Below are 22,631 nucleotides of genomic sequence, written 5' to 3'. Positions count from 1 at the left end.
CTCAGCCCGGCCCGAAGGCGATCCCGGTGAAGGTCTGGCTGACATGCATCATGCCGAACTGCTCGCCATAGGTGTTGAAGCCGACGACGTTGTTCTGGGCCATGATCTTCGAGGCTTCGGTCAGCATCTGGCGCTGTTCCATCTCGACATAGCGCAGCACGCAGTCGAAGCCGATCACGGCGTCGATGCTGCCCAATTCCGCGCGCAACTCGTCGAACAGCGAGGCCAGATTCGCGACCAGATCGCCGCTCTTTGCGACGCTCAGGATGATTCCCTCGTCGATGGCGCAGAAGAAATGCAGGCAGCCGGCTTCGTCGACCCGCTGGATGGCGCGGACATAGTGGCGGCCGCCGGCCTTGACCACCAGCGGGTGCGAGGCGAAGACCAGCGGCGTCAGCTCGGCCGGCTCCAGCCCGATCAGCCGGGCATATTCCTCGGCCGCCGGCTCGGCGTTGATCTCCATCACCACCCGCCGCGCCGGGTCGGCGCGGGTCACCACCATCTTCTGGTCCAGCGCCTGGAAATGCTGCCGCTCGAACACCCGGAAGGCCAGGTCGGTCGACACCAGCACCAGCAGCGAGGCGCTCGACAGCACCTTGCCGTCGAGGAAGATCGCGGTCTCGCGGAACGCCAGGTTGTCCCCTGCCGAACCGCCGACCAGCGGGATCTCGCCCAGCGCATCGCCCAGCGCGCTGACGATGATCTCCTCATGCATCGACAGCCCGTCATTGATCAGCAACGCGAAGCTGCGCGACGGGTCGAAGCGGTGCTGGTGCCGGGCCTCGTGCTCGGCCAGCAGCGTCTTGGCGAGGGCGGCGCCGTCGGCGATCTCGAAGCTCATCGGCTCGATCAGCAGGACCGAGGTGGCGAAATGGTCGGCGGACAGGCTCATTCCGGTGATCGTGCCCTGACGGTAGCCGGCCGGGGTGATCTCACCGGCGGTGGTGCAGCCCAGGACCCGCACCTCCGGCGCTCGCCGGCCGATCTCGGCCAGCACCGCCGGCAGGTCGTAGGTGGGCGAGCAGAACAGCAGGACCATCTCCATCCGGTCCTGGGCGATCGCCGCCAGCAGTTCCTCGACCGCGTCCTCCGTCGACGCTTTCATGCTCGTTCCCCGACGGATGCCGCTTGGGTTGACGACGGCCGTCTTCTCCCTGGTCATGCTGGCTTGAGACATCGCTTCCTCCCGAGAAGCTTATCGGGCCCCTCCGACGGGGACCACTGATCCTAGGTCCAATTATCCGCCCGGATTCCGGTTGTGCCAAAGTCCTATTCCGGCCGGTGTTTCTTTGCCGGTACCGTTTCCCCGAGGTTCAGGCGCCGGTACGAACGGCCGTGGCGCGACCCGGGCACGCGCCCGCACCGGACGGCGCGACAGACAGGAGGAAGCCGATGAAGACGCGTGCCGCCGTAGCCGTGGCTGCAGGGAAGCCTCTGGAGATCCTGGAGGTGGACCTGGAGGGTCCGAAGTTCGGCGAGGTGCTGGTCGAGATCAAGGCGACGGGGATCTGCCACACGGACGAGTTCACGCTGTCGGGGGCGGATCCTGAGGGGCTGTTTCCGTCGATCCTGGGGCATGAGGGGGCGGGCATCGTGGTCGATGTCGGGCTTGGCGTGACCAGCCTGCAGAAGGGCGACCATGTGATCCCGCTGTACACGCCGGAATGCCGGCAGTGCCCGTCCTGCCTGTCGCGCAAGACCAATCTGTGCACGGCGATCCGGTCGACCCAGGGGCAGGGGCTGATGCCGGACGGCACCAGCCGGTTCTCGCTCGGGAAGGAGAAGATCTTCCACTACATGGGCTGCTCGACCTTCTCGAACTTCACGGTCTTGCCGGAGATCGCGCTGGCCAAGGTCAACCCGGACGCGCCGTTCGACAAGATCTGCTACATCGGCTGCGGCGTGACCACCGGGATCGGTGCGGTGATCAACACGGCGAAGGTCGAGATCGGCGCGACCGCGATCGTGTTCGGGCTCGGCGGCATTGGCTTGAACGTGATCCAGGGCCTGCGTCTGGCCGGGGCCGACATGATCATCGGCGTCGACCTGAACAACTCGAAGAAGGAATGGGGCGAGCGCTTCGGCATGACCCATTTCGTCAACCCGAGCGAGGTCGAGGGCGACCTGGTGCCGTACCTGGTGAACCTGACCAAGCGCGGCGCGGACCAGATCGGCGGGGCGGACTACACCTTCGACTGCACCGGCAACACCAAGGTGATGCGGGCGGCGCTGGAGGCCTCGCATCGCGGCTGGGGCCAGAGCATCGTGATCGGCGTGGCCGGGGCGGGGCAGGAGATCTCGACCCGTCCGTTCCAGCTGGTGACCGGGCGGGTGTGGAAGGGCACGGCCTTCGGCGGGGCGCGGGGCCGGACCGACGTGCCGAAGATCGTCGACTGGTACATGTCGGGCAAGATCGAGATCGACCCGATGATCACGCACAAGCTGCCCTTGGAGCGGATCAACGAGGGCTTCGACCTGATGCATGAGGGCAAGTCGATCCGCACGGTCGTGGAATTCTGATGTCGGATCTGGTCACCAGAAGCAAGCACCGGGCCTTCGCGGGCGAGGTCGGGTTCTACAGCCACGCCTCGTCCGAGATCGGCGGCGAGATGCGCTTCGCGGTCTATGTGCCGCCGCAGGCGCAGGACAAGCCCGTGCCGGTGCTCTTCTACCTCGCCGGGCTGACCTGCACCGAGGAGACCTTCATCATCAAGGCGGGCGCGCTGCAGCATGCGGCGGAGTTCGGGCTGATGCTGGTGGCGCCGGACACCAGCCCGCGCGACCGGCGCCACCCGGGCGACGACGAGAGCTGGGATTTCGGGCTCGGCGCCGGGTTCTACCTCGATGCCACGCAAGAGCCCTGGCGCGACGGCTACCGGATGCACGCCTATGTGACGAAGGAGCTGCCGGAGGTGATCGGCAGGCACTTCCCGGCGCGGCGCAGCGCGATGGGGATCTTCGGCCATTCGATGGGCGGGCACGGGGCGCTGGTGGCGGCCTCGCGCAACCCCGGCCTGTACCGGTCGGTGTCGGCCTTCGCGCCGATCGCGGCGCCGTCGCAGTGCCCGTGGGGGCAGAAGGCGTTCTCGCGCTATCTCGGCCCGGACCAGTCCACTTGGTCGGCCTGGGACGCGACGGCGCTGGTCGAGGCCGGGGCACGCTGCCCGGACCTGCTGATCGACCAGGGTGAGGCGGACCAATTCCTGGAGCGCGAGCTGCACCCGCATCTGCTCGAGGCCGCGTGCAAGGCCGCCGGGCAGCCTTTGACCCTGCGGCGCCATCCCGGCTACGACCACGGCTACTACTTCATCTCCACCTTCATCGCCGACCACATCCGCCACCACGCCGGGGTGCTGAACCAGGGGTAACGGCGCGGCATCCCCCATTTGTCATTGCCGGGCTTGACCCGGCAATCCAGAGGGTGTCGACAGTCTCTGGATGCCCGGGTCAAGCCCGGGCATGACAGCTTTGGGATGGGCCTCAGTCATGGTGTCTCGCATGCCGCCCCCGATCGGCCGCCGCGGTTTCCTCATCGGGGGCGCGTTGCTGGCCGCGCCGGCCGTCCTTCGTGCCCAGGACCTGCCGCGGGTGCGCGTCGGCACGCTGCAATTCGGCACGGTGAACTGGGAGCTGGCGGTGATCGGCGACGGGCTCGACCGCCGCCACGGCTTCACGCTCGAGCCGCTGGTGCTGGCCGACAAGGACGCGACCGCCGTCGCCTTCCAGTCCGGCGCGGTCGACCTGATCGTCACCGACTGGATCTGGGTGGCGCGGCAGCGCCAGGCCGGGCGCGACGTCACCTTCGTGCCGTTCTCGCTGACCGTCGGCGCGCTGATGGCCGATCCCGCGACCGGCATCCGCACCATCCAGCACCTGCCCGGCAAGCGCCTGGGCGTCGCCGGCGGTGAGGACGACAAGAGCTGGGTGCTGATCCAGGCCTATGCCCGCAAGGCCGGCATCGACCTGCCGCGCGCCGCCACCGTCAACTTCGCGGCGCCACCGCTGCTGAACCAGCTGGCGCTGCGCGGCGATCTCGACGCCGTGCTCAATTTCTGGCAGTTCGCCGCCCGCCTGGCCGCCAAGGGCTTCCGGCCGGTGGTGGAGATCGCAAAAATCCTGCCGGAGCTCGGGCTCGACCGCCCGCCGCCGCTGCTCGGCTGGGTGTTCCGCGATGGCTGGGCGGCGCAGAACCCGGATCTCACACGCGGCTTCCTCGATGCCTCCTTCGCCGCCAAGGCCGCGATGAAGACCGACGACGCGCTGTGGCAGAAACTGCGGCCCGAGATGAAGGCTGAGGACGATACCGTCTTCGCCGCCCTGCGCGACGGCTACCGCGCCGGCATCCCGGCGCCCCCGAGCCCGGCCGACGCGACGGCAGCCGCCGCCGCCCTGCGGCTGATGGCCGGCATCACTCCGGCCGCGGTCGGCGGGCTGACGGCGCTGCCGCCCGGCACCTTCTGGTCCGGCTATGGCGGTTGACGCCGGGGCACCGGCGGCCGCGCTGAACCTGCGGCGCTGGCGCTGGCTGCTCTCCCTCGCGATCCTGGCCGCGATCTGGCAGCTCGCCGCCCTGCTGGCCGACAGCGCCGTGCTGCCGCCGCCGGCCGAGGTCGCAGCCTCCGCCTGGCAGCACCTGGTCGCGGGCGACCTGCTGCGCAACGTCGCCATCACCCTGGCCCGGGTGCTGGCCGCCTTCGCCGCCGCGATGGCGATCGGCACCGTCATCGGCATCGCCCTCGGCCGGAGCCGGCTGCTGGACGAGCTGTTCGACGGCTGGCTGGTGATCGCGCTCAACATGCCGGCGCTGGTTACCATCGTGCTCTGCTATGTCTGGTTCGGGCTGAACGAATGGGCGGCGGTGATCGCGGTCGCGGTCAACAAGGCGCCGCTGGTGGTGGCGATCACCCGCGAGGGCGCCCGCGCGCTCGACCGGCCGCTGATGGAGATGGCGCAGCTGTTCGACGTGCCGCGCGGCCGGGTACTGCGCCGGATCGTGCTGCCGCAGCTGGCGCCCAGCCTGATGGCCGCCGCCCGCTCCGGCCTCGCCTTGACCTGGAAGATCGTGCTGGTGGTCGAGCTGCTGGGCCGGCCGGACGGCGTCGGCTTCCAGATCCGCAGCTTCTTCAACTTCTTCGACATTGCCGGGATCCTCGCCTACACGCTGGTGTTCATCGCCGTGATCCTGGCGATCGAGGCCTTGATCCTGCAGCCGCTGGACCGCGCCGCCGGCCGCTGGCGGTCGCCGTGATCGGCCTGACGCTGCAGGGCATCCGCCGGCGCTTCGCCGCCCCGGTGCCGCGCGACGTGCTGGACGGCGTCGACCTGTCGATCGGGGCGGGGGAGTTCGTGGCCCTGGTCGGCCCCTCCGGCCGCGGCAAGACCACGCTGCTGCGCATCATCGGCGGGCTCGATTCCGGCTATCAGGGCCGGATCGACTGGCCCGACGGGCCGCCGCGGCGCCGCGCCGCGGTGTTCCAGGACCCGCGGCTGGTGCCCTGGCTCGGCCTGCTCGACAACCTGCTGCTGGTCGCCGGCCGCGCCGCCGAGCCGGAGGCCCGCGCGCTGCTGGCGGCGGTCGAGCTGGCAGGCCGCGAGGATGCCTGGCCCGGTCAGCTCTCCGGCGGCATGCAGCGCCGCGCCGCTCTGGCCCGGGCTCTCCTGGTCGAGCCCGACCTGCTGCTGCTGGATGAGCCGCTGGTCTCGCTCGACCATGCCCTGGCCGGCCGGATGCGGGCCCTGCTGGCGGAATACTGGCGCCGGCGCCGGCCGACCGTGCTGCTGGTCACCCACGATTTGCGCGAGGCGGTGACCCTGGCCGACCGGGTGGTGGTGCTGGCCGAGGGCGCCGGCCGGGTGTCGCTGCAGCGCGGCATCGAGCTGCCGCATCCGCGCGACCCCGCCGACCCGCGGATCGACGCCATCGTCGACGCCCTGCTGCGCTTCGACCCCGGCTTGGCCGTGCCGGCGGGGGACGACGACGCGGCGGATCGCGCCTGACTGCACCCTCGCCCGATCTGTGATAGTGTTCCATCCTATCCAACAGGATCGGAGGACGCAGTTGCGCAGCACCCAGCAGTTCAGCGTCACCTTGCCGAACGAGATGGCGGACATGGTCCGGGCCAAGGTGTCGTCCGGCGAGTACGCCAGCGAGAGCGAGGTGATCCGCGACGGCCTGCGCGCCCTGCAGGCCCGAGACCAGGCGCTGGAGAAATGGCTGCGCACCGAAGTCGCGGCCGCCTATGACGAAGCCAAGGCCAATCCGTCGAGCCTTCTCGACAGCGAGCAGCTTCGCGAGCGGCTGGCCAAGCTGCACGACCGGACGACCAAACGCCGGTGAAGCGATACCGCGTCTCCTACACGGCGCGGGCTGCCGATCAGTTGGAAGCGTTGTATCTGTGCATCGCAGAGGACAGCGGGCCGGATCGCGCGGCCGGTTACGTCGATGCAATCAGAGATTACTGTGACAGGCTTGAGACCTTTCCCCATCGAGGCTCACGCCGTGACGGCATCCGGCCGGGACTCCGCCTTCTCGGCTTCCGGCGCCGGGTGACCATCGCCTTCACGGTCGAGGACGAAATTGTGACCATCCTCGGCGTGTTCTATGGCGGCCAGGACGTCGAGGCGGCGTTGCAGGCCGACGACCCCTGATTCCTACTTCACCGGCAGCGGTACATTCGGCAAGGTCGGGTGGCCGGCGGCGGTCCAGTCCTTCACCCCGCCGGGGAACCAGTGCACCGCGGTGTAGCCCTCGGCCACCGCGCGCCGGGCGGCGTTCCAGGACATCCAGCATTCGGCGTCGCAGTAGAACACCAGCGGCCGCGCCCGGTCGCCCAGGGTCAGCGCCGCCAGCGCGTCGCGGAACCAGGTCTCCATCTCCGCCGACAGGGCGCCGTAGCCGGTGTTGGCCAGCCAGACGCTGCCGGGGATGTCGCGCCGCTCCGGCGGGCGCCACAGCGTCCCCGGCGGCAGCTTGTCCGGCCGCGGCGGCTGCGGCAGCACGTCGATCACCACCACCGGCCCGCTGCGGATCAGCCGCTCAACCGCCGCGGCGTCGACCACGATGGCGCCCTGCAGCGTCGCCGGCACCGGTGCCCGGTAGTCTTCCATCCGATAGCCGTCGGGCTCCGCCACCTGCGCCAGCCCCGGCCCGGCGGCCAGGCAGACGGCCAGCATGGCGAGGCGGAGCAGGGGGCGGATCATGCGGCGCTCAGAGCATCGGCTGGCCGCGGGCGTCCAGCAGCGGCACGCCGTATTCCTTCAGGATCGCAGTGATGGCATCCTGGTTCTCCCGGATCAGCCCGTTGATCCGGTTCTTCCAGTCGCTCTCGCCCGGCCGCACCCCCATGGTGATGTAGAAGTCGAGCCGGGTCTCCTTCGACTCGCTCATCAGCGGCGTCACCGCCAGCGCGTCGCCATGCTGCTTGGCGAAATAGCCGCCGATCGGGCCCCACAGCACGGCGACGTCGATCTGCTTGGCCGCGAGGTCGTCGATCATCTGCTTGCCGGGCGCGTCGTAGCGGCTGTCGACCACGAGCGGATAGGGCCGGGCCTGCGGCATCAGCCCGCCGCGCGCCGCCAGGTTCGCCGGCGGCGTGCCGGCGGTGATGCCGAGGCGCAGCGACTTCAGCCGCGGATCGGCAAGGCTGCTCAGATCGTCGAGCTTGTCCTCGCGTCGCGTCACCAGCACATAGCCGGAGCGGTAATAGGGGTTGCTGTTCTGCACCAGGTCGGCACCGGCAACGATGCCCATCACCAGATCGCAGCGCCGGGCGCGCAGGGTCATGCGCAGGAAGCCGGTCGAGTTCGGGTACCAGGTGTAGCGCACCGGCACGCCCAGCTTCTCGGCCAGCAGCTCGGCGATCCTGTTCTCGAAGCCCTCGCCCTTGTTGTCGGAGAAGGGCAGGTTGGCCGGGTCGGCGCAGACCCTGAGCGCCGAGCGGTCGATCGCCTCCGGCCGCGGCGGCTCGGCCCGGCCGGGGCCGGACAGCAGCACGGCGCCGGCCAGCAGGGCCAGCGCCGCGACTCGCCAGAATTGCGGCGTCATGCCGGGCGCCCTAGCCGGGCGTCCCCATGCACGAGGATTCCGCGTCGGCATAATCCTTGGACTTCTTCTCGAACTTGGCCGGCCGCCCGCGCCCCACGGCGCCGTCGGACCGGGCCTTGAGATAGGCGTAGATGTCGTTGATGTAGCACATGACATTCGGATCGGTGCCCAGCGCCGGCATCTTCTTGTCGCTGGCCGTGTTCACCGTCTCCTTGCCGTTCACCACCGTCTCCATGAACTGGTCGAAGGACAGGGTCTTCAGCGAATCGACCAGGCTGGGGGCGAAGCTGCTGCCCTCGCCGTCCGGCCCGTGGCAGACGTAGCAGATGCCGTTGTAGCGGCGGAACCCGTTATAGACCGGCCACTCGACCGTGCCGTCCGCGGCGATCTTGTAGGGTTTCTCCTCCTCCGCGGCCGCCGGTGCCGCCGCCGCGGGCGCATCCGCCGCGGGCTGCTGTGCCGCCGGGTCGCTGCTCTTGTCCTGGGCGTAGCCCGCGGCGGCGAAGCCGCCGATCGCGATCAGGCCGCCGGCCAGGAGGGCGGTGCGGAACAGGAAGACACGGAAAGGCATCCTCGATCCTCTCGGATGGTATGGCATGTCGAACGTGGCAGGGCTGGAAGAAAGAGGAGGCGGGCCGAAGCCCGCCTCCGAGGCGCACAGGGAGGCTTCAGTCGGGAAGGGCGAAGACGGTCAGCGTTCCGCCCAGCTGGGTGTATTGCGACAGCGACTGATAGGCACCGACCGCGCCGAGGCCTTCCTGCGGGTTGGTCAGTCCAGCCGCCATGCCGATGCCGGCCCAGCCGCCGACGCCGGAGAGCACGGCAACGTATTGCTTGCCCTTGCTGGTGAAGGTGTTGACGTTGCCGATGATGCCGGAAGGAGTCTTGAACTTGTACAGCTCCTTGCCGGTCTTGGCGTCGACCGCCTTCAGATAGCCTTCCAGCGTGCCGTAGAAGACGACGCCGCCGGCGGTGGCCAGCGCCCCGCTCCACACCGAGAACGGTTCCGGGATCGACCAGACGATCTTGCCCTTCTCCGCATCCCAGGCGATGAAGTTGCCGAGATGGTCGCCGCCCGGCGCCGGATACATGCTCAGCGTGGCACCGACATAGGGCTGGCCGGCGGTGTAGGCCACCTTGTACGGCTCGTAATCCATGCAGACATGGTTGGTCGGCACGTAGAACAGGCCGGTCTCGGGCGAGAAGGCGGCCGGCTGCTGGTCCTTCGATCCCAGCGCCGCCGGGCAGATGCCCTGCGAGTTGACGTCCTCGCCATTGGCCTCGGTCGAGAACTTCTTGTCGCGCTCCGGCAGGCCGGTCTTCAGGTCGATCTTGGTCGCCCAGTTGACCGCCGGATCGAACTTCTCGGCCACCAGCAGCTCGCCGGTGACGCGGTCCATCGTGTAGCCGAAGCCGTTACGGTCGAAATGGACCAGCAGCTTGCGGTCCTGGCCGTTGAACTTCTGGTCGGTCAGGATCATCTCGTTGACGCCGTCATAGTCCCATTCGTCATGGGGCGTCATCTGATAGACCCATTTCGCCATGCCGGTGTCGGCGTCGCGGGCGAAGATGGTCATCGACCATTTGTTGTCGCCGGGGCGCTGCACCGGGTTCCAGGTGCTGGGATTGCCGGTGCCGTAATAGATCAGGTTGGTCTCCGGATCGTAGGAGATCCAGCCCCAGGTGGTGCCGCCGCCGATCTTCCACTGGTCGCCCTGCCAGGTGGAGATGCCGGAATCCTTGCCCACCGGCTTGCCCAGCACGGTGGTCTTCTCCGGGTCCATCAGCGTGTCGGCGTCCGGCCCCATCGAATGGGCCTGCCAGGCCAGCTTGCCGGTCTTGATGTCATAGGCCGAGATGTGGCCGCGGACACCGAACTCGCCGCCGGAATTGCCGATCAGGACCAGATTCTTGACCACCAGCGGGGCCGAGGTGCCGGTCTCGCCCTTGGTCGCGTCGCCGTCCTTGGCGCTCCACGCCACCTTGCCGGTCTTGGCGTCCAGCGCCACCAGCGTGGTGTCGGCCTGATGCAGGAAGATCATCCCGTCACCATAGGCGACGCCGCGGTTGACGGTGTCGCAACACATCACCGGGATGACGTTCGGGTCCTGCTTCGGCTCGTATTTCCAGACGATCTTGCCGTTGTTGGCGAGGTCCAGGGCGTAGACCGTGTTCGGGAACGGCGCATGGATGTACATCATGTCGCCGATCACCAGCGGCCCGCCTTCATGGCCGCGCAGCACGCCGGTGGAGAAGGTCCACGCGACCTGCAGGTTCTTCACATTGGCGGTGTCGATCTGCTTCAGCGCGCTGTAGCGGGTGTTGGCATAGTCGCCCGCTGGCTGGGTCCACTGATTGGGATCCTTCTGCAGCTTCAGCAGCTCGTCATTGGCCGACGCAATCGTCGGTACAGCCGCCAGCGCAAGCACGAGCGCCAAGGCGGTCCCGGAAACCCGCAGCAATCTGGGCATTCGCTATCCTCCCATTGATCGCGATGCGTGACCCGCGGCAATGCCGTCGGCATGCCGGAGGTCCGCCTCGACGGTCGTTGTTCAGCCATCGGGCCCGGTCGTCATGGCCTCGTGTCCGGGCCGGTTGGCGCTTCATTCGGAAGACGACCGCCATCACTTTGCGAAGACATCCAAATCCCAGTCAATTGCAAACACACAAAATCGTATTGTCCTTTGGTAGGAAATCGGAATTTCGCAACTGCGAGAAAAATACTTGAATTATACCAAGGTACAATCTTCAAATATTGATATCGGACTGCGGCCGACAGTGTGAGGGGCGGCGGGGGCGTGGCGGGCGGCCCGGCAGTGAAGCCGGCGTCTCAATCGGATTTTTGCGGCGCGAAAGAAAGCGGGGATCCCACTTGTTCAAGCGCCGGAGCAATACTCCCGGATATCGACCCAGTCATGCCATAGCGCCGCTCACGGCATCGGCTGACCGGGCCGGCACGGCGGGATCACTGGATGGGGACCGAGGCGGACGAGACGGATCGAGAACTCGCGCATCGTCGGCGCCGTGTCGCGCAGCCAATGGTACTGCACGTCATAGGCCTCGCGCTCGCGCTCGACCCAGGCGTCGCAATCGGCCGCCGGCGCTCCGCCCGCGGCGGCGCGCTGCAGGAAATGGGTCAGCTCATGCACCAGGATGCTGGTGTCGGCCGGATCGGTACCGATTCGCAGCCGATCGTCGAGCGCGATGGTGCCGTCCGGCTCGGCATAGCCCATCACGGCGCAGGGATGGTTGCAGGCCATCGCCTCCAGGGCCGCATGCGGCACCATCAGCACCACCGGCGGGTCGCCCGGCACGGCATAGCCGGTATAGCCGGCGACCGCGGTCAGCAAGCTCGCCACCAGCGCCGCCGGGACCGCGCCGGTCATGGAGTGCCGACCCCTTGTTCAGCCTGGAGAGCGCAGGCAGCCGACTTTGAGGCCCCCCTCCCCTCGCGGGAGGGGGGTAGGGGGAGGGGGTTTTCTCCACCGGAACGGGCGGCCGATCGCGTAAGATCCATCCGTCGGCTGAAGCTGATCCCCTGCAATACGCGCGCGGACGCGCGCAGACCCCTCCCCCTGCCCCCCTCCCGCAAGGGGAGGGGGGACAAAGAAGGACGCGGCAGCACTGTGGGCGAGGCTTCCTCGTTCCTTGGGAGGAATTGACCGGCCCCGGCCCGTTTGCTCTGCTGGCCACCCGACGCGACTGCGGAGCGAACGCCATGAAGGGCTGTGCGGTACTTGCCCTCCTTGCCCCGGCGCTGCTCGCCACGCCCGGTCCGGCGCGGGCGAACGACTATCCGACTCCGGTGGTGGCCGACTACGTGATCGGCTGCATGGCCAGCAACGGCGAGACGCAGGAAATGCTGCAGCGCTGCTCCTGCAGCATCGACGCGGTGTCCTCGATCATGCCTTACGACTCCTATGAGAAGGCCGAGACCGTGCTGCGCATGCAGCTCGCCACCGGCGACCAGGCCGGCATCTTCCGCGAGATGACGATGCTGAAGACCATGGTCGACACCCTGCGCCTGGCGCAGATCGAAGCCGATTTTAGGTGTTTCTAGGGACTGTCCGGGGCTGGGTGTCCCGGCGAATGGTCCCTTCCCTCCGTTGTCATGCCCGGGCTTGACCCGGGCATCCAGAGGCTGTCGAGACCCTCTGGATTGCCGGGTCGAGCCCGGCAATGACAGCACGGAGGGTTCCGGCGTTCGGCTCATCGGCTTGCCCGTTTCCCGACAGGTCCCGCGCGTCACCGGCTCGCCTCACATCGTCGCCGGCACCGGCCAGGCGTCGGTGAACACGGCGCCGTCCGAATCCTTGGCGGTGGCGCTCAGCCGGCCGGTCTCGGTCGGGGTGAAGCTGAACTCCACCACCGGGTTCTCGCTCAGCGAGATGTTGCTCTCGACCTGCAGCAGCCGGGTTCCGTCATAGCTGACCTCGATGGTCTCGATGAACCGCGCCGGCACATAGGTGCGCTTGATCTGGTCCATCTGCATGCCGGAATAGTTCGGGTGCCGGATCAGCAGCTCGACCCGGCTCGGCGCGCCAATCTGTGCCGCGTCCAGGTTCTTGGTCCGCATCTCGCCGAGATGGGCCTCGGCCTGGTCCGGCGTCTTGGTCGCGGGGGCGGAGCAGCCGCCGGCGGCCTTGACGAAGACGGCGGCCATGAACAGCGATCCGTCCTCGGTCTCGGCCACGGCGTGAATGTTGGTGTATTCGTTCACCCGCACCCGCGTGCCGATGGTCGGGTCGGCGATGCCGTCGCCCAGCCGGAACACGGCGGCGACCGGGGCCGGGTTCTTGTCCACCACCAGCGTGACGGCACGGATCCGGCCGGGCATGTGCCCGCCGTCGAAGCGGACCGTGACCGGCACCACCGCGGCGTCATAGGCCCGCTGCGGCGCCTCGATCCGCATGAAGGCGCTGCCGTCGGCGACCGCCTTGTCGCCGAAGATCGCGGTTTTCAGGTCGGGCCAGGGGTCGTCGTCTGCCGCCCGGGCGGGGGCCGACAGGGTGATCAGGGCGATCAGCGCCAGCGCTGCGGCGTGCTTCGGCATCGTGTCCTCCCCCTCGCCATCTTTTGCCTATTCCCATTCCAGCTCGGTATAGGCGGTGGCGACGTTGCGGTCGTTGTAGTCGTCGAACAGCAGCCAGCGGCCGCGCTCGGACCGGCCGACGGTGGCCACCGCCTGGTCGAGGCTGCGCCCCGCGGCCAGTGCCGCGCGGGTCTCGGCCAGGATCAGGCCAAGATAGCGCTCCTCGTCGTCGAGCGCATCCGGCCAGCGGGCCGAGACGGGACCGTGGCCCGGAACCACCCGGGCGATCCCGGTCTCGCGCCGCAGCCCGGCGATGACATCGACCCAGCCGCGCAGCGACCCGTCGATCGCCGGCACCCGCTCCACGAACACCAGGTCGCCGGCGAAGAGCGTGCCGGTCGCGGTGTCCAGCACCGTCAGGTCGGCATCGGTGTGCGCCGCCGGCCAGGCCTTCAGCTCCAGCGTCCGGCCGCCGAGGTCGAGCGACAGCCGGTCGCGCACCAGCAAGGTCGGCGGCACGATCTCGGTGCCGGCGGCGGCGTCGCCCAGCGCCCGGCGCAGCCCGCCGAGATAGGTGTCGGCCCGCGCGGCCAGGCCGCGCGGCATATTGGCGTGGCCGACGATGGTCGTTCCCGGCGCGGCGAAAGCGGCGTTGCCCAGCGTGTGGTCCGGGTGGAAATGGGTGTCGATGGCCCAGCGCACGGGCAGGGCGGTGCGCTGCCGCACCGCCGCCAGCAGCCGGCGCCCCTCGGCCGCGCTGCCGCCGGTGTCGATCACGGCCACGGCTTCGGTGCCGACGACGAAGCCGAGATTGGCGATGCCGCCGAGATTGGCGGCCGTCGCCTCCTCATGCGCGCCATGGAAGACGAAGACGCCGGGCGCGACCTCGATCACCGGCAGCAGCGGGGCCATGTCTTGGGCCGCCGCAGCCGCACCGCTCAGCAGGCCCAGCGCCAGGGCGCCGCCGAGCACGTGCCGGCGGCTCAGCACCGCCAGCCGGTCCGGGTTCTGCGTGCGGCCGGATGATGGCACCCGAATTCTCCAGCAGTGGTCGGGACAACAGGGCGCGTTTTCGTCCGGCGGCTGAATTGGACTTTGGTCTCAGACCCCGCTTCTCGCCTTGTCGGGGCCGGGGGCGGTTCATACAGTCGGGGCCAATCCCGCCCGTCGAGCGGGCAGGTGCGGCAGGGCCCCGGCCCGCACCGCGCCGAAGCGGAACGCCGGCCCGTCCGGCTCAGCAGGAGGACGTCCGAGATGCGAGGTTTTGCGCTGGTCGCGGCAGTCGCCGCGCTCGCTTTGCCAGTGGCGGCCCAGGCCCAGGATGCCGCGGGGGACGCGGCCAAGGGCAAGCAGGTCTTCGCCAAATGCCAGGCCTGCCATTCGCTCGATGCCGGCACCAACAAGCTCGGCCCGTCGCTGCACGGGCTGATCGGCCGTGCCTCCGGCGCGATCGATGGCTTCCGGTACTCCGACGCGATGAAGAACGCCCACCTGACCTGGGACGACGCGACGCTCGACAAGTACCTCGCCAATCCCAAGACCCTGGTGCCCGGCACCAAGATGGTCTTCCCCGGCCTGCCGAAGGAAGAGGACCGGCTCGCCGTCATCGCCTATCTGAAGGAAGCGGGCGCGAGCTGACTATGCGGGGCTGGGGCCGATCCTTCCTTTTCAACCTCCCCCTCCCCTCGCGGGAGGGGGTAGGGGGAGGGGGTGTTGCCGCGGGAGCGGATAGTCGAGGATCAGCACCGCCGCCGACCGTGGTTCTCAGCGGCCCGGTGCCGGCCCTCTTCGATCGACAGACCCCTCCCCCTACCCCCTTCCGCAAGGGGAGGGGGAGAGTAGTGGGCTGGGCGGCGCTCGGCTTGGCTACCGCGCTGCTGGCGCTTCCCGCCGCGGCGCAGCAGGCGTCCAAGCTGTCGGTGACCATCGGCTGGCTCAGCGAGGCGATCCCGGAGCCGGAGCCGCTGTCGCTGGTCGAGCCGGTGGCCAAGGACAAGGGGCTGGCCGGCGCCCGTCTCGCCATCGCCGACAACCAGACCACCGGCCGCTTCCTCGGCCAGGACTATACGCTCGACGAGACCGTGGTCCCCGAGGGCGGCGACCTGGCCGGTGCCGCCGCGGCCCTCGCCGGCAAGGGCGTCAGGCTGATCGTCGCCGACCTGCCGGCCGACCGGCTGCTGCAATTGGCCGACCTGCCGGAGATGAAGGATGCGGTGATCCTCGACGCCCGCGCCCAGGATGACCGGCTTCGGGTCAGCGACTGCCGCGCCAACGTCTTCCACACCATCCCCAGCCGGGCGATGAAGGCCGACGCGCTGGCCCAGTATCTGGCGTTCAAGCGCTGGACCCGCTGGGTCCTGGTCTCCGGCACGCTGGACGGCGACAAGGCCTTTGCCGATGCCGTCCGCCGCGCCGCCAAGCGCTATGGCGCCGAGATCGTCGAGGAGCGCAGCTACGAGTTCCAGGCCGGCTCCCGCCGCTCCGACACCGGCGAGCAGCAGGTGCAGCGGCAGATGACACAGCTGACCCAGCGCCTGCCGGACTACGACGTCATGGTCGTGGCCGATGAGAGCGAGGTGTTCGGCGAGTACCTGCCCTACCGCACCTGGGACGCGCGGCCGGTGGTCGGCACCCAGGGCCTGGTGCCGACCAGCTGGCACCGCAGCCAGGAGCAGTGGGGCGGCACCCAGATTCAGCGCCGCTTCCAGAAGGCCGCCGGCCGCTGGATGCTGGAGCGCGACTATGCCGCCTGGGCCGCGGTCCGCGCCCTGGGCGAGGCGGTGACCCGCACCGGCAAGGCCGATCCGGCCGCGATCCACGACTACCTGGCGTCCGACGCCTTCCAGCTCGGCGCCTTCAAGGGCGTGCCGCTGACCTTCCGGCGCTGGGACCAGCAGCTGCGCCAGCCGATCCTGCTGGCCTCGCCGATGATGCTGGTCTCGGTCTCGCCGCAGGAGGGTTTCCTGCACCAGCGCACGCCGCTGGACACGCTCGGCTATGATGAGCCGGAATCGCAGTGTCGGCTGAACCCATGAGGAGGCGCGCATGACCAGGTTCATGTTCCTGACCTTTGCCGCGGCTACCCTCCTCGCCGCGGGGCAGGCGCAGGCCTTCACCGCCTATGTCTCGAACGAGAAGGGCAACACCGTCAGCGTGGTCGATCTCGACACCATGACGGTGACCCAGACCATCAAGGTCGGCCAGCGGCCGCGCGGGATCACCCTCAGCAACGACGGCAAGGTGCTCTATGTCTGCACCAGCGACGACGACCACATCGAGATGATCGACACGGAGACGCTGAAGCCGCTCGGTACCCTGCCCAGCGGCCCGGATCCGGAGCTGTTCGTGCTGGCGCCGGACGGCAAGCGCCTCTACGTCGCCAATGAGGACGACAACATGGTCACGGTCCTCGACCTCGAGCAGAAGGCGATGGAGACCGAGATCCCGGTGGGGGTGGAACCGGAGGGGATGGGCGTCAGCCCGGACGGCAAATGGCTGGTCAACACCTCCGAGACCACCAACATGGCGCATTTCATCGACACCGACACGCTCCAGGTGACCGACAACGTGCTGGTCGACACCCGGCCGCGCTTCGCTCAGTTCACGCCGGACGGCAAACAGGTCTGGGTCTCGGCCGAGATCGGCGGCACGGTCAGCGTCATCGACACGGCGTCGCGCCAGGTGCTGAAGAAGATCGGCTTCGCGGTGCAGGGCGTGCGCAAGGAGACGATCCAGCCGGTCGGCGTGCGCGTCACCGCCGACGGCAAGACCGCCTTCGTCGCCCTCGGCCCGGCCAACCGCGTCGCCGTGATCGACACCGCGACCTATGAGGTGACAGACTACCTGCTGGTCGGCCAGCGGGTCTGGCAGCTCGCCTTCACCCCGGACGGCAAGTACCTGGTGTCGACCAACGGCGCCTCGAACGACATCTCGGTGATCGATGTGGCCGCGCGCAAGGTGATCAAGTCGATCCCCGTGGGCGAACTGCCCTGGGGCGTGGCGATCCGCTAGATGGCGACGATCGCGCCGGCTCCCCTTTTCATCCTCCCCCTCCCACCGCGGGAGGGGACAGGGGGAGGGGGTGTTGCCGCGGGAGCCGGCTTCTGGCATGGCCTCGGCCGTTCAACTCGGATCTGGGCGCCGCCGTTCTCTTCGATCGACAGACCCCTCCCCCTACCCCTACCCCCTCCCGCAAGGGGAGGGGGAGAGTTGGTTGGCCAGGGCAGGGCGGTCATCCATGTCCCCCGCTGACGCCCTCACCGTCACCGGCCTGTCGCACGAGATCGGCAGGCGCGAGATCCTGGCGGAGATCGAGATCGCGGTGCGGCCCGGCACCTTCACCGTGCTGCTCGGCCAGAACGGCGCCGGCAAGACCACGCTGTTCTCGCTGGTCACCCGGCTCTACGGCGCCCAGTCGGGCCACATCCGGGTGTTCGGCCGGGACCTGGTGCAGGAACCCGGGCGGGCGCTGGCGCTGATGGGCGTGGTGTTCCAGCAGCGCGCGCTCGACCCCGACCTGTCGGCCCGGCAGAATCTGCGCTACCACGCGGCGCTGCACGGCATGCCGGGCGGGGTCGCCCGGTCCCGCATCGCGGCGGAACTGGAGCGGGTCGGCCTGGCCAAGGAGGCCGACCGCAAGATCCGCGGCTTCTCCGGCGGCGAGATGCGGCGCATCGAGATCGCCCGCGCATTGCTGCACGAGCCGCGCCTGCTGCTGTGCGACGAGGCGACGGTCGGGCTCGACATCCGCAGCCGCGCCGCGATCCTGGCCGATGTCCGCGGCCTGGTGCGCGACCGCGGCCTCACCGTGGTCTGGGCCACCCATCTGATCGACGAGGTCGAGGCGGCCGACCCCACCATCATCCTGCATCGCGGCCGGATCCTGCGGCAGGGCCCGGCCGCTTCGATCATCTCCGATCTCGGCGCCGGCGGGCTGCAGGACGCCTTCCGCCGGCTGACGGAGGCGGCATGAGCACGGCCCAGGACATCGAGCGCCGGCCTCTCGGCACCGTCACCATCGGCGGCGCCTGGCGCTGCCTGCTGGGCATCCTGTGGCGCGAGGGGCTGCGCTTCGTGCACCAGCGCACCCGCTTCCTGTCCGCTCTGGTGCGGCCGCTGGTCTGGCTGTTCATCTTCGCCGCCGGCTTCCGCTCGGTGCTCGGCGTCTCGATCATTCCGCCCTATGAGACCTATATTCTCTACGACGAGTACATCGTCCCCGGGCTGATCGCGATGATCCAGCTGTTCAACGGGATGCAGAGCTCGCTGTCCATGGTCTATGACCGCGAGATGGGCAGCATGCGCGTGCTCCTGACCAGCCCGATGCCGCGTTGGTACCTGCTGACCGCGCGGCTGCTGGCCGGCACCTTGCTGTCGCTGCCGCAGGTCTATGTCTTCCTGCTGATCGCCCGGTTCTGGGGCATCGAGCCGCCGCCGATGGGCTATGTCACCGTGCTGCCGGCGCTGGTGCTGTCCGGGCTGATGCTGGGCGCGCTGGGCCTGTTGCTGTCCTCGGCGATCCGCCAGCTCGAGAACTTCGCCGGGGTGATGAACTTCGTGATCTTCCCGATGTTCTTCGCCTCCTCGGCCCTCTACCCGCTGTGGAAGGTGGAGGAGGCGAGCCCGCTGCTGCGCGACATCTGCGGCCTGAACCCCTTTACCTATGCGGTCGAACTGGTGCGCTTCGCGCTCTACGGCCAGGTCGACACCCGGTCGCTGCTGCTCGTCCTTGCCTTCGCCGTGGTGTTCCTCGGTGGGGCGATCTTGGCCTACGACCCGGCGCGCGGCCTTGTCGCCCGCGTCCGCGGTCCCGGCGCCGGCTGAAAGGAGGCCGTCATGGTTCGCTCCGCATTGCTTCTCACTGTGCTCCTGGCCCTGGCGCCCGCCTTGGGCTGGGCGCAGGACGCGAAGAAGGACGACTGGCCCTGCGTCCAGGTGCTGCAGCCGGAGCTGTCGATCGGCGCGATGTGGCCGGGCGACGACCCGACGGCCAACGGCCCGTCCTGGCGCGACGATGCGGTGGTCGCGGCGCTGGTCGAGCGGGTGGCGCCGCGCCGCGTCGCGGTCGACGAGGCGGCGGCCGAGATCCGCCGCTTCGCCGCCGGTTACGAGGGCGACCGCAAGGTCGCGCTGACCGAGCTGTTCGCGGGGCTGTTCGAAAGCATCAACGGCGAGCGCGCCACCATCATCCGCGGCATCCGCCGCTACAACGCCCGCCAGGCGGGGCTGGCCAAGCGGATGGAGGACACGACCCAGGCGCTGGACGGGGTCGACGCGACCTCGACCGACATGGCGGTGGCGCAGAAGCGGCAGCAGCTGGAGACCCAGCTGACCTGGGACCAGCGCGTCTTCGAGGAGCGCGAACGCCTGCTGCCGGCGATCTGCGACCAGCCCTTCATCCTGGAACGCCGCCTGTTCTCCCTGTCGCGGACGATCCAGGAGGAGATCGGGAAGTAGGGGGCAGTCCCTGCCGAACGACCCCCTCCCCCTACCCCCTCCCGCGAGGGGAGGGGGAGAGTGAAAAATGCGCGCCGGCACTTTCCTCGGCTTTGGGCTGCTCTGGAAGTTCATCCTCCCCCTCCCCCTGCGGGCTACGGGATTCACGGAAGTTTTGCCTGTGTTGCGAGGGCATAGCCATGGAGCATAGGGGCGAGCCGTTTCCATCCATTGTGCATGGTTTTGGGACCCGGTGGCTTGCCGTAGCAGTTCCATCCGCCGAGGCGAGCGGTGACCCAGGAGAGGAAGGCGAGGCTGGTGGGGGCATGGGGGTTCTTCTGGCGCGGGGTGTTGCCTTCGAGGGATCGAGAGATGGCGGCAAGTGGAGCGAGGAGGTCGGGATCGACCACGTCGGTGGCCGGCCTGGGGCTGCCGTCGCGGGCATCGACGAGTTGCAGGGTGCGGACTGCGGCGGCCAAGCCCATGGCGGCGAGGATGAACAGCCGCTCGGCATCGGCGAGTTGAGTGTCTTCGAGGCCCAGGCCATCGCTCTTGAGGGCACGAAAGACCTGCTCGATGCGCCAGCGCAGGCGATAGAGATCGATGATCTCGGTGGCGGCGTCGGCGCCGTCGGCGGGATGGGTGGTGAGCAGGCGCCAGGCGATGGCCTGCTTCGGGTCGGGCGGATCGATCTCGATGGCCTGGACCAGCGTCAGGGTTACGGTGCGCACCGCGCCCGGTTCGGCCTTGCGGCTCTTCGGACGGGCGATCTGCACGCTGCCCGCCTTGATCGCGAGGGTCGCTTCACGGCTGCGCTCGCCCGGTCGGCTCGGCGGCACCAGGATGCGGCGGCGCGTCAGCTCCGGGGCATCGTCCAGGGCGGCGAACAGCCGGCCGCCGCCGGCCAGGCTGCGGTTCTGCGCCGACCGGAGGATCAGGTCGAGATTGTCCGGGCGCTCGGTGAACAGCTCCCAGATGTCGCTCTCGCGGTCGGCGATCATCGTCACCGCCGCCGCCTCGGCCAGCACCCGGGCCGCGGTGGTGCAGCCGTCGTGCCAGCGCATCGATTCCTTTTCCGCCAGGGCCCGGCCACGCCGCTCGCCCACCGGCACCGAGCCTCGCGTCCAGATCTGGGCCCCGACCAGGCCGATCACCGCCTCTTCCTCCACATCCACCGCAATCACCGGATGCAGGAAGAAGCCGGGGTCCTTCCCGTTGCCCCCAGGACCCAGCCCGCGCCGCTTGGCCGCCCGACCCTTGAAGTTGACCTCGCTCGTATCCTGGATCGCCACCACCCGGCGCCCCACACACTGCTGGGCTGTCCGCGACGCCAGCGTCTCCACGATCCCTTCCACCGAGCTGTACGGCGACGACAAAAACCGGTGCACCGCCATCTCTCCGGCCCGCGTCCCGCCAAGCTCGCGCACCACCAGCGATCCCGTCGCCACGATCTGCTCGATCAACCACTCGGCTCGCGCTGCCACCCGGATGTCGCCCAGCCCAAACGTCACGGCAAAGTCTCCTCTCGGCTTGACTTCGCCTTGAATCACACCTCCCTCCACACGCAAATCACTTTCGTGCATCCCGTAGCCCCCTGCGGGAGGGGGTAGGGGGAGGGGGAGGCACCGTCGTGACGGGGCTTGCAGTCCGCAACCCACCGCCCCAGCGCCTCGACCGTCACCCAGCCTTCGCCGGCCCCGGCGCCGCCCAGGTGCCGATAGGGCGCGTCCGGCTCGCCCAAATCGGACAGCACTGCGAAAGCGTGGCGCAGGTCGTCGTCGCCGGTGTAGAGGCCCGGCGTCGCCAGCACCGGCAGGCCGGCGCGGCGGGCCGACAGCACGCCGTTGCGCGAATCCTCGATCGCGATGCAGGCGGCCGGGTCCAGCGCCATCGCCTCCAGCACCGCCCGGTACACGTCCGGCGCCGGCTTCTTGCACGGCACCGCGTCACCCGCGACCATCACCTCGAACAGCGCCGGCCCCTCCGGCCCCAGCGCCGCCGCCAGCAGCGCCGCGACATTGGCCGGCGTCGTGGTGGTGGCGATCGCCAGCCGCACGCCCTGGGTCCGCGCCTCGGCCAGGAGGCGGGCGATGCCGGGGCGCAGGGCCACGGCGCCGGCCGCCACCAGCGCGGTGTAGCGCTCGGTCTTCGCCCGGTGCAGCGCCGCCACGTCGCAGCAAGGCGGGTCGGCCAGCCCGGCCAGGAACCGCCCGATCCGCTCCTTGCCGCCGGTCACGGCCAGGAGCTCGCGGTACAGGTCGCGGCTCCAGTGCCAGGGCAGGCCGGCGGCGCGGAAGGCGGCGTTGAAAGACCGGCGGTGCACCTCCTCGGTCTCGGCCAGGGTGCCGTCGACATCGAACAGGATCGCCTGGAGCGCCACGGCTACCCGGCCTCGGCGAGGCCGAGCATCTCCGGCAGCGCGGCGTAGTCGGCGAGGATTCCGTCCGGCTCCAGCATGGCGACGTCGCCATAGCCGAACGGCACCGCCAGCACCCGCACCCCGGCCGCCCGGGCCGTAGTGATGTCGACATGGTGGTCGCCGACATAGACCGTGTCCTCCGGCGTGGCGCCCAGCTCCGCGATGCAGGCCAGCAGCGGCGCCGGGTCCGGTTTCATGCCGTGGCCGCTGTCGCCGCCGACCAGCGCCCCGACATGCGGCGCGAAGCCCAGCGCCCGCAGCACCGCCCGCGCGGTCCAGGCCGCCTTGTTGGTGCAGATGCCGACCGGGATTCCGGCGGCGGCCAGCGCCGCCACCGCCTCGACCGCGCCGGGATAGGCCGTGCTGCGCACCGCCGGCGCCGCGGCGTAGCGGTCGAGGAAGCGCCGGGTCATCCATTCGGCCTCGGCCGGGTCGCAGCGCCGCAGCCGCAGCGCCCCGCGCAGCAGCCCGGGCGCGCCATGGCCCATCAGGCCGCGCACCTCGTCCTCCGACAGCGGGTGGATGCCGGCCTCGCGCAGCACCCCGGCCAGGGCGGCGGCGACATCGGCGACGCTGTCGACCAGGGTGCCGTCGAGGTCGAACACGACCGCACGAGGACCGCGGAGAGGGACCGGGCTCATCGCCGGCCCTCCCCGCCGCCCTGCCCGGACCCGGCGAGCCGGGGCTGGGCGGGCGCCGTC

General features: G+C 69.6%; 25 protein-coding genes. 14 read left to right on the top strand and 11 right to left on the bottom strand.

The genetic code is table 11. The features are described from left to right. Position 1: 1 nt before the first annotated feature. Positions 2 to 1,105, bottom strand: a complete 1,104-nt coding sequence (locus tag QFZ27_RS38355; protein ID WP_429232204.1) for an FIST N-terminal domain-containing protein — start codon at positions 1,103 to 1,105, stop codon at positions 2 to 4. 287 nt (positions 1,106 to 1,392) lie between these two features. Here QFZ27_RS38355 and QFZ27_RS38350 point away from each other — a divergent pair, with 287 nt between their 5' ends. From QFZ27_RS38350 to QFZ27_RS38320, 7 genes are all read left to right on the top strand, one after another. Then, the gene (locus QFZ27_RS38350) at positions 1,393 to 2,520 is read left to right on the top strand and encodes an S-(hydroxymethyl)glutathione dehydrogenase/class III alcohol dehydrogenase (RefSeq protein WP_429227096.1); all 1,128 of its coding nucleotides are present in this window, start codon (positions 1,393 to 1,395) and stop codon (positions 2,518 to 2,520) included. After that, positions 2,520 to 3,368: an S-formylglutathione hydrolase gene (gene fghA / locus QFZ27_RS38345; RefSeq protein WP_429232203.1), complete on the top strand. Its 849-nt coding sequence runs from the start codon at positions 2,520 to 2,522 to the stop codon at positions 3,366 to 3,368. Before QFZ27_RS38350 ends, fghA begins: the two co-directional genes overlap by 1 nt. Positions 3,369 to 3,498: 130 nt before the next feature. Then, a complete protein-coding gene (locus QFZ27_RS38340; protein ID WP_429232202.1) occupies positions 3,499 to 4,479 on the top strand; it encodes an ABC transporter substrate-binding protein in 981 nt (326 codons plus the stop codon). Beyond that, positions 4,469 to 5,248 (top strand): ABC transporter permease, encoded by a 780-nt coding sequence (locus QFZ27_RS38335; RefSeq protein ID WP_429232201.1) that lies wholly within the window; start codon positions 4,469 to 4,471, stop codon positions 5,246 to 5,248. The genes QFZ27_RS38340 and QFZ27_RS38335 overlap by 11 nt, the downstream gene beginning before the upstream one ends. After that, entirely contained in the window at positions 5,245 to 5,997 is a 753-nt protein-coding gene (locus tag QFZ27_RS38330; RefSeq protein ID WP_429232200.1) for an ABC transporter ATP-binding protein, read from the top strand. The genes QFZ27_RS38335 and QFZ27_RS38330 overlap by 4 nt, the downstream gene beginning before the upstream one ends. A gap of 61 nt (positions 5,998 to 6,058) precedes the next feature. Next, positions 6,059 to 6,337, top strand: a complete 279-nt coding sequence (locus QFZ27_RS38325) for a type II toxin-antitoxin system ParD family antitoxin (RefSeq protein ID WP_429232199.1) — start codon at positions 6,059 to 6,061, stop codon at positions 6,335 to 6,337. Further along, positions 6,334 to 6,648, top strand: a complete 315-nt coding sequence (locus QFZ27_RS38320) for a type II toxin-antitoxin system RelE/ParE family toxin (protein ID WP_429232198.1) — start codon at positions 6,334 to 6,336, stop codon at positions 6,646 to 6,648. The genes QFZ27_RS38325 and QFZ27_RS38320 overlap by 4 nt, the downstream gene beginning before the upstream one ends. A 3-nt stretch (positions 6,649 to 6,651) precedes the next feature. On the opposite strand, the gene QFZ27_RS38315 is transcribed toward QFZ27_RS38320, so the two are convergent. The 5 genes from QFZ27_RS38315 to QFZ27_RS38295 all read right to left on the bottom strand — a co-directional run bounded on the left by QFZ27_RS38315 (position 6,652) and on the right by QFZ27_RS38295 (position 11,430). Next, the gene (locus QFZ27_RS38315) at positions 6,652 to 7,200 is read right to left on the bottom strand and encodes a PQQ-dependent catabolism-associated CXXCW motif protein (protein ID WP_429232197.1); all 549 of its coding nucleotides are present in this window, start codon (positions 7,198 to 7,200) and stop codon (positions 6,652 to 6,654) included. A 7-nt stretch (positions 7,201 to 7,207) separates the two neighbouring features. Continuing rightward, positions 7,208 to 8,044, bottom strand: coding sequence for a substrate-binding domain-containing protein (locus QFZ27_RS38310; protein ID WP_429232196.1), 837 nt, complete (start codon positions 8,042 to 8,044; stop codon positions 7,208 to 7,210). Between the two features lie 10 nt (positions 8,045 to 8,054). Then, positions 8,055 to 8,615 (bottom strand): c-type cytochrome, methanol metabolism-related, encoded by a 561-nt coding sequence (locus QFZ27_RS38305; RefSeq protein ID WP_429232195.1) that lies wholly within the window; start codon positions 8,613 to 8,615, stop codon positions 8,055 to 8,057. Between the two features lie 97 nt (positions 8,616 to 8,712). Continuing rightward, the gene (locus QFZ27_RS38300; protein ID WP_429232194.1) at positions 8,713 to 10,515 is read right to left on the bottom strand and encodes a methanol/ethanol family PQQ-dependent dehydrogenase; all 1,803 of its coding nucleotides are present in this window, start codon (positions 10,513 to 10,515) and stop codon (positions 8,713 to 8,715) included. A gap of 459 nt (positions 10,516 to 10,974) precedes the next feature. Further along, a complete protein-coding gene (locus QFZ27_RS38295; RefSeq protein WP_429232193.1) occupies positions 10,975 to 11,430 on the bottom strand; it encodes a hypothetical protein in 456 nt (151 codons plus the stop codon). A 332-nt stretch (positions 11,431 to 11,762) separates the two neighbouring features. Between QFZ27_RS38295 and QFZ27_RS38290 the strand changes: the two genes are divergently transcribed. Further along, a complete protein-coding gene (locus tag QFZ27_RS38290; RefSeq protein ID WP_429232192.1) occupies positions 11,763 to 12,104 on the top strand; it encodes a hypothetical protein in 342 nt (113 codons plus the stop codon). 198 nt (positions 12,105 to 12,302) lie between these two features. On the opposite strand, the gene QFZ27_RS38285 is transcribed toward QFZ27_RS38290, so the two are convergent. Together QFZ27_RS38285 and QFZ27_RS38280 are read right to left on the bottom strand one after the other, a co-directional pair. Next, positions 12,303 to 13,097: a quinoprotein dehydrogenase-associated SoxYZ-like carrier gene (locus QFZ27_RS38285; RefSeq protein ID WP_429232191.1), complete on the bottom strand. Its 795-nt coding sequence runs from the start codon at positions 13,095 to 13,097 to the stop codon at positions 12,303 to 12,305. A gap of 27 nt (positions 13,098 to 13,124) precedes the next feature. Beyond that, positions 13,125 to 14,108 (bottom strand): quinoprotein relay system zinc metallohydrolase 2, encoded by a 984-nt coding sequence (locus tag QFZ27_RS38280; protein WP_429232190.1) that lies wholly within the window; start codon positions 14,106 to 14,108, stop codon positions 13,125 to 13,127. Positions 14,109 to 14,330: 222 nt separating this feature from the next. Here QFZ27_RS38280 and QFZ27_RS38275 point away from each other — a divergent pair, with 222 nt between their 5' ends. The 6 genes from QFZ27_RS38275 to QFZ27_RS38250 all read left to right on the top strand — a co-directional run bounded on the left by QFZ27_RS38275 (position 14,331) and on the right by QFZ27_RS38250 (position 19,532). Then, entirely contained in the window at positions 14,331 to 14,714 is a 384-nt protein-coding gene (locus QFZ27_RS38275) for a c-type cytochrome (protein ID WP_429232189.1), read from the top strand. 203 nt (positions 14,715 to 14,917) lie between these two features. Then, on the top strand, positions 14,918 to 16,111 hold the full coding sequence (locus QFZ27_RS38270; protein ID WP_429232188.1) for an ABC transporter substrate-binding protein: 1,194 nt from the start codon (positions 14,918 to 14,920) through the stop codon (positions 16,109 to 16,111). A 10-nt stretch (positions 16,112 to 16,121) separates the two neighbouring features. Next, a complete protein-coding gene (locus tag QFZ27_RS38265; protein WP_429232187.1) occupies positions 16,122 to 17,087 on the top strand; it encodes a YVTN family beta-propeller repeat protein in 966 nt (321 codons plus the stop codon). Between the two features lie 226 nt (positions 17,088 to 17,313). Beyond that, positions 17,314 to 18,048, top strand: a complete 735-nt coding sequence (locus tag QFZ27_RS38260; RefSeq protein ID WP_429232186.1) for an ABC transporter ATP-binding protein — start codon at positions 17,314 to 17,316, stop codon at positions 18,046 to 18,048. Further along, a complete protein-coding gene (locus QFZ27_RS38255) occupies positions 18,045 to 18,899 on the top strand; it encodes an ABC transporter permease (protein WP_429232185.1) in 855 nt (284 codons plus the stop codon). The genes QFZ27_RS38260 and QFZ27_RS38255 overlap by 4 nt, the downstream gene beginning before the upstream one ends. 12 nt (positions 18,900 to 18,911) lie before the next feature. Next, complete coding sequence (locus QFZ27_RS38250) at positions 18,912 to 19,532, top strand: hypothetical protein (protein WP_429232184.1); 621 nt, start codon at positions 18,912 to 18,914, stop codon at positions 19,530 to 19,532. Between the two features lie 143 nt (positions 19,533 to 19,675). Here the strand turns inward: QFZ27_RS38250 and QFZ27_RS38245 are convergent, their stop codons facing one another. The 3 genes from QFZ27_RS38245 to QFZ27_RS38235 are packed head-to-tail and all read right to left on the bottom strand — an operon-like array spanning position 19,676 to position 22,571. Beyond that, complete coding sequence (locus QFZ27_RS38245) at positions 19,676 to 21,022, bottom strand: IS4 family transposase (protein WP_429224333.1); 1,347 nt, start codon at positions 21,020 to 21,022, stop codon at positions 19,676 to 19,678. Positions 21,023 to 21,057: 35 nt separating this feature from the next. Continuing rightward, positions 21,058 to 21,891: an HAD-IA family hydrolase gene (locus QFZ27_RS38240; RefSeq protein WP_429232183.1), complete on the bottom strand. Its 834-nt coding sequence runs from the start codon at positions 21,889 to 21,891 to the stop codon at positions 21,058 to 21,060. 2 nt (positions 21,892 to 21,893) lie between these two features. After that, on the bottom strand, positions 21,894 to 22,571 hold the full coding sequence (locus QFZ27_RS38235; RefSeq protein ID WP_429232182.1) for an HAD-IA family hydrolase: 678 nt from the start codon (positions 22,569 to 22,571) through the stop codon (positions 21,894 to 21,896). Positions 22,572 to 22,631: the final 60 nt, after the last annotated feature.

The sequence above is a fragment of the Inquilinus ginsengisoli genome (genome assembly GCF_050434925.1).
Classification (GTDB): domain Bacteria; phylum Pseudomonadota; class Alphaproteobacteria; order DSM-16000; family Inquilinaceae; genus Inquilinus; species Inquilinus ginsengisoli_B.
This window is presented reverse-complemented; position numbering and strand designations above follow the sequence as displayed.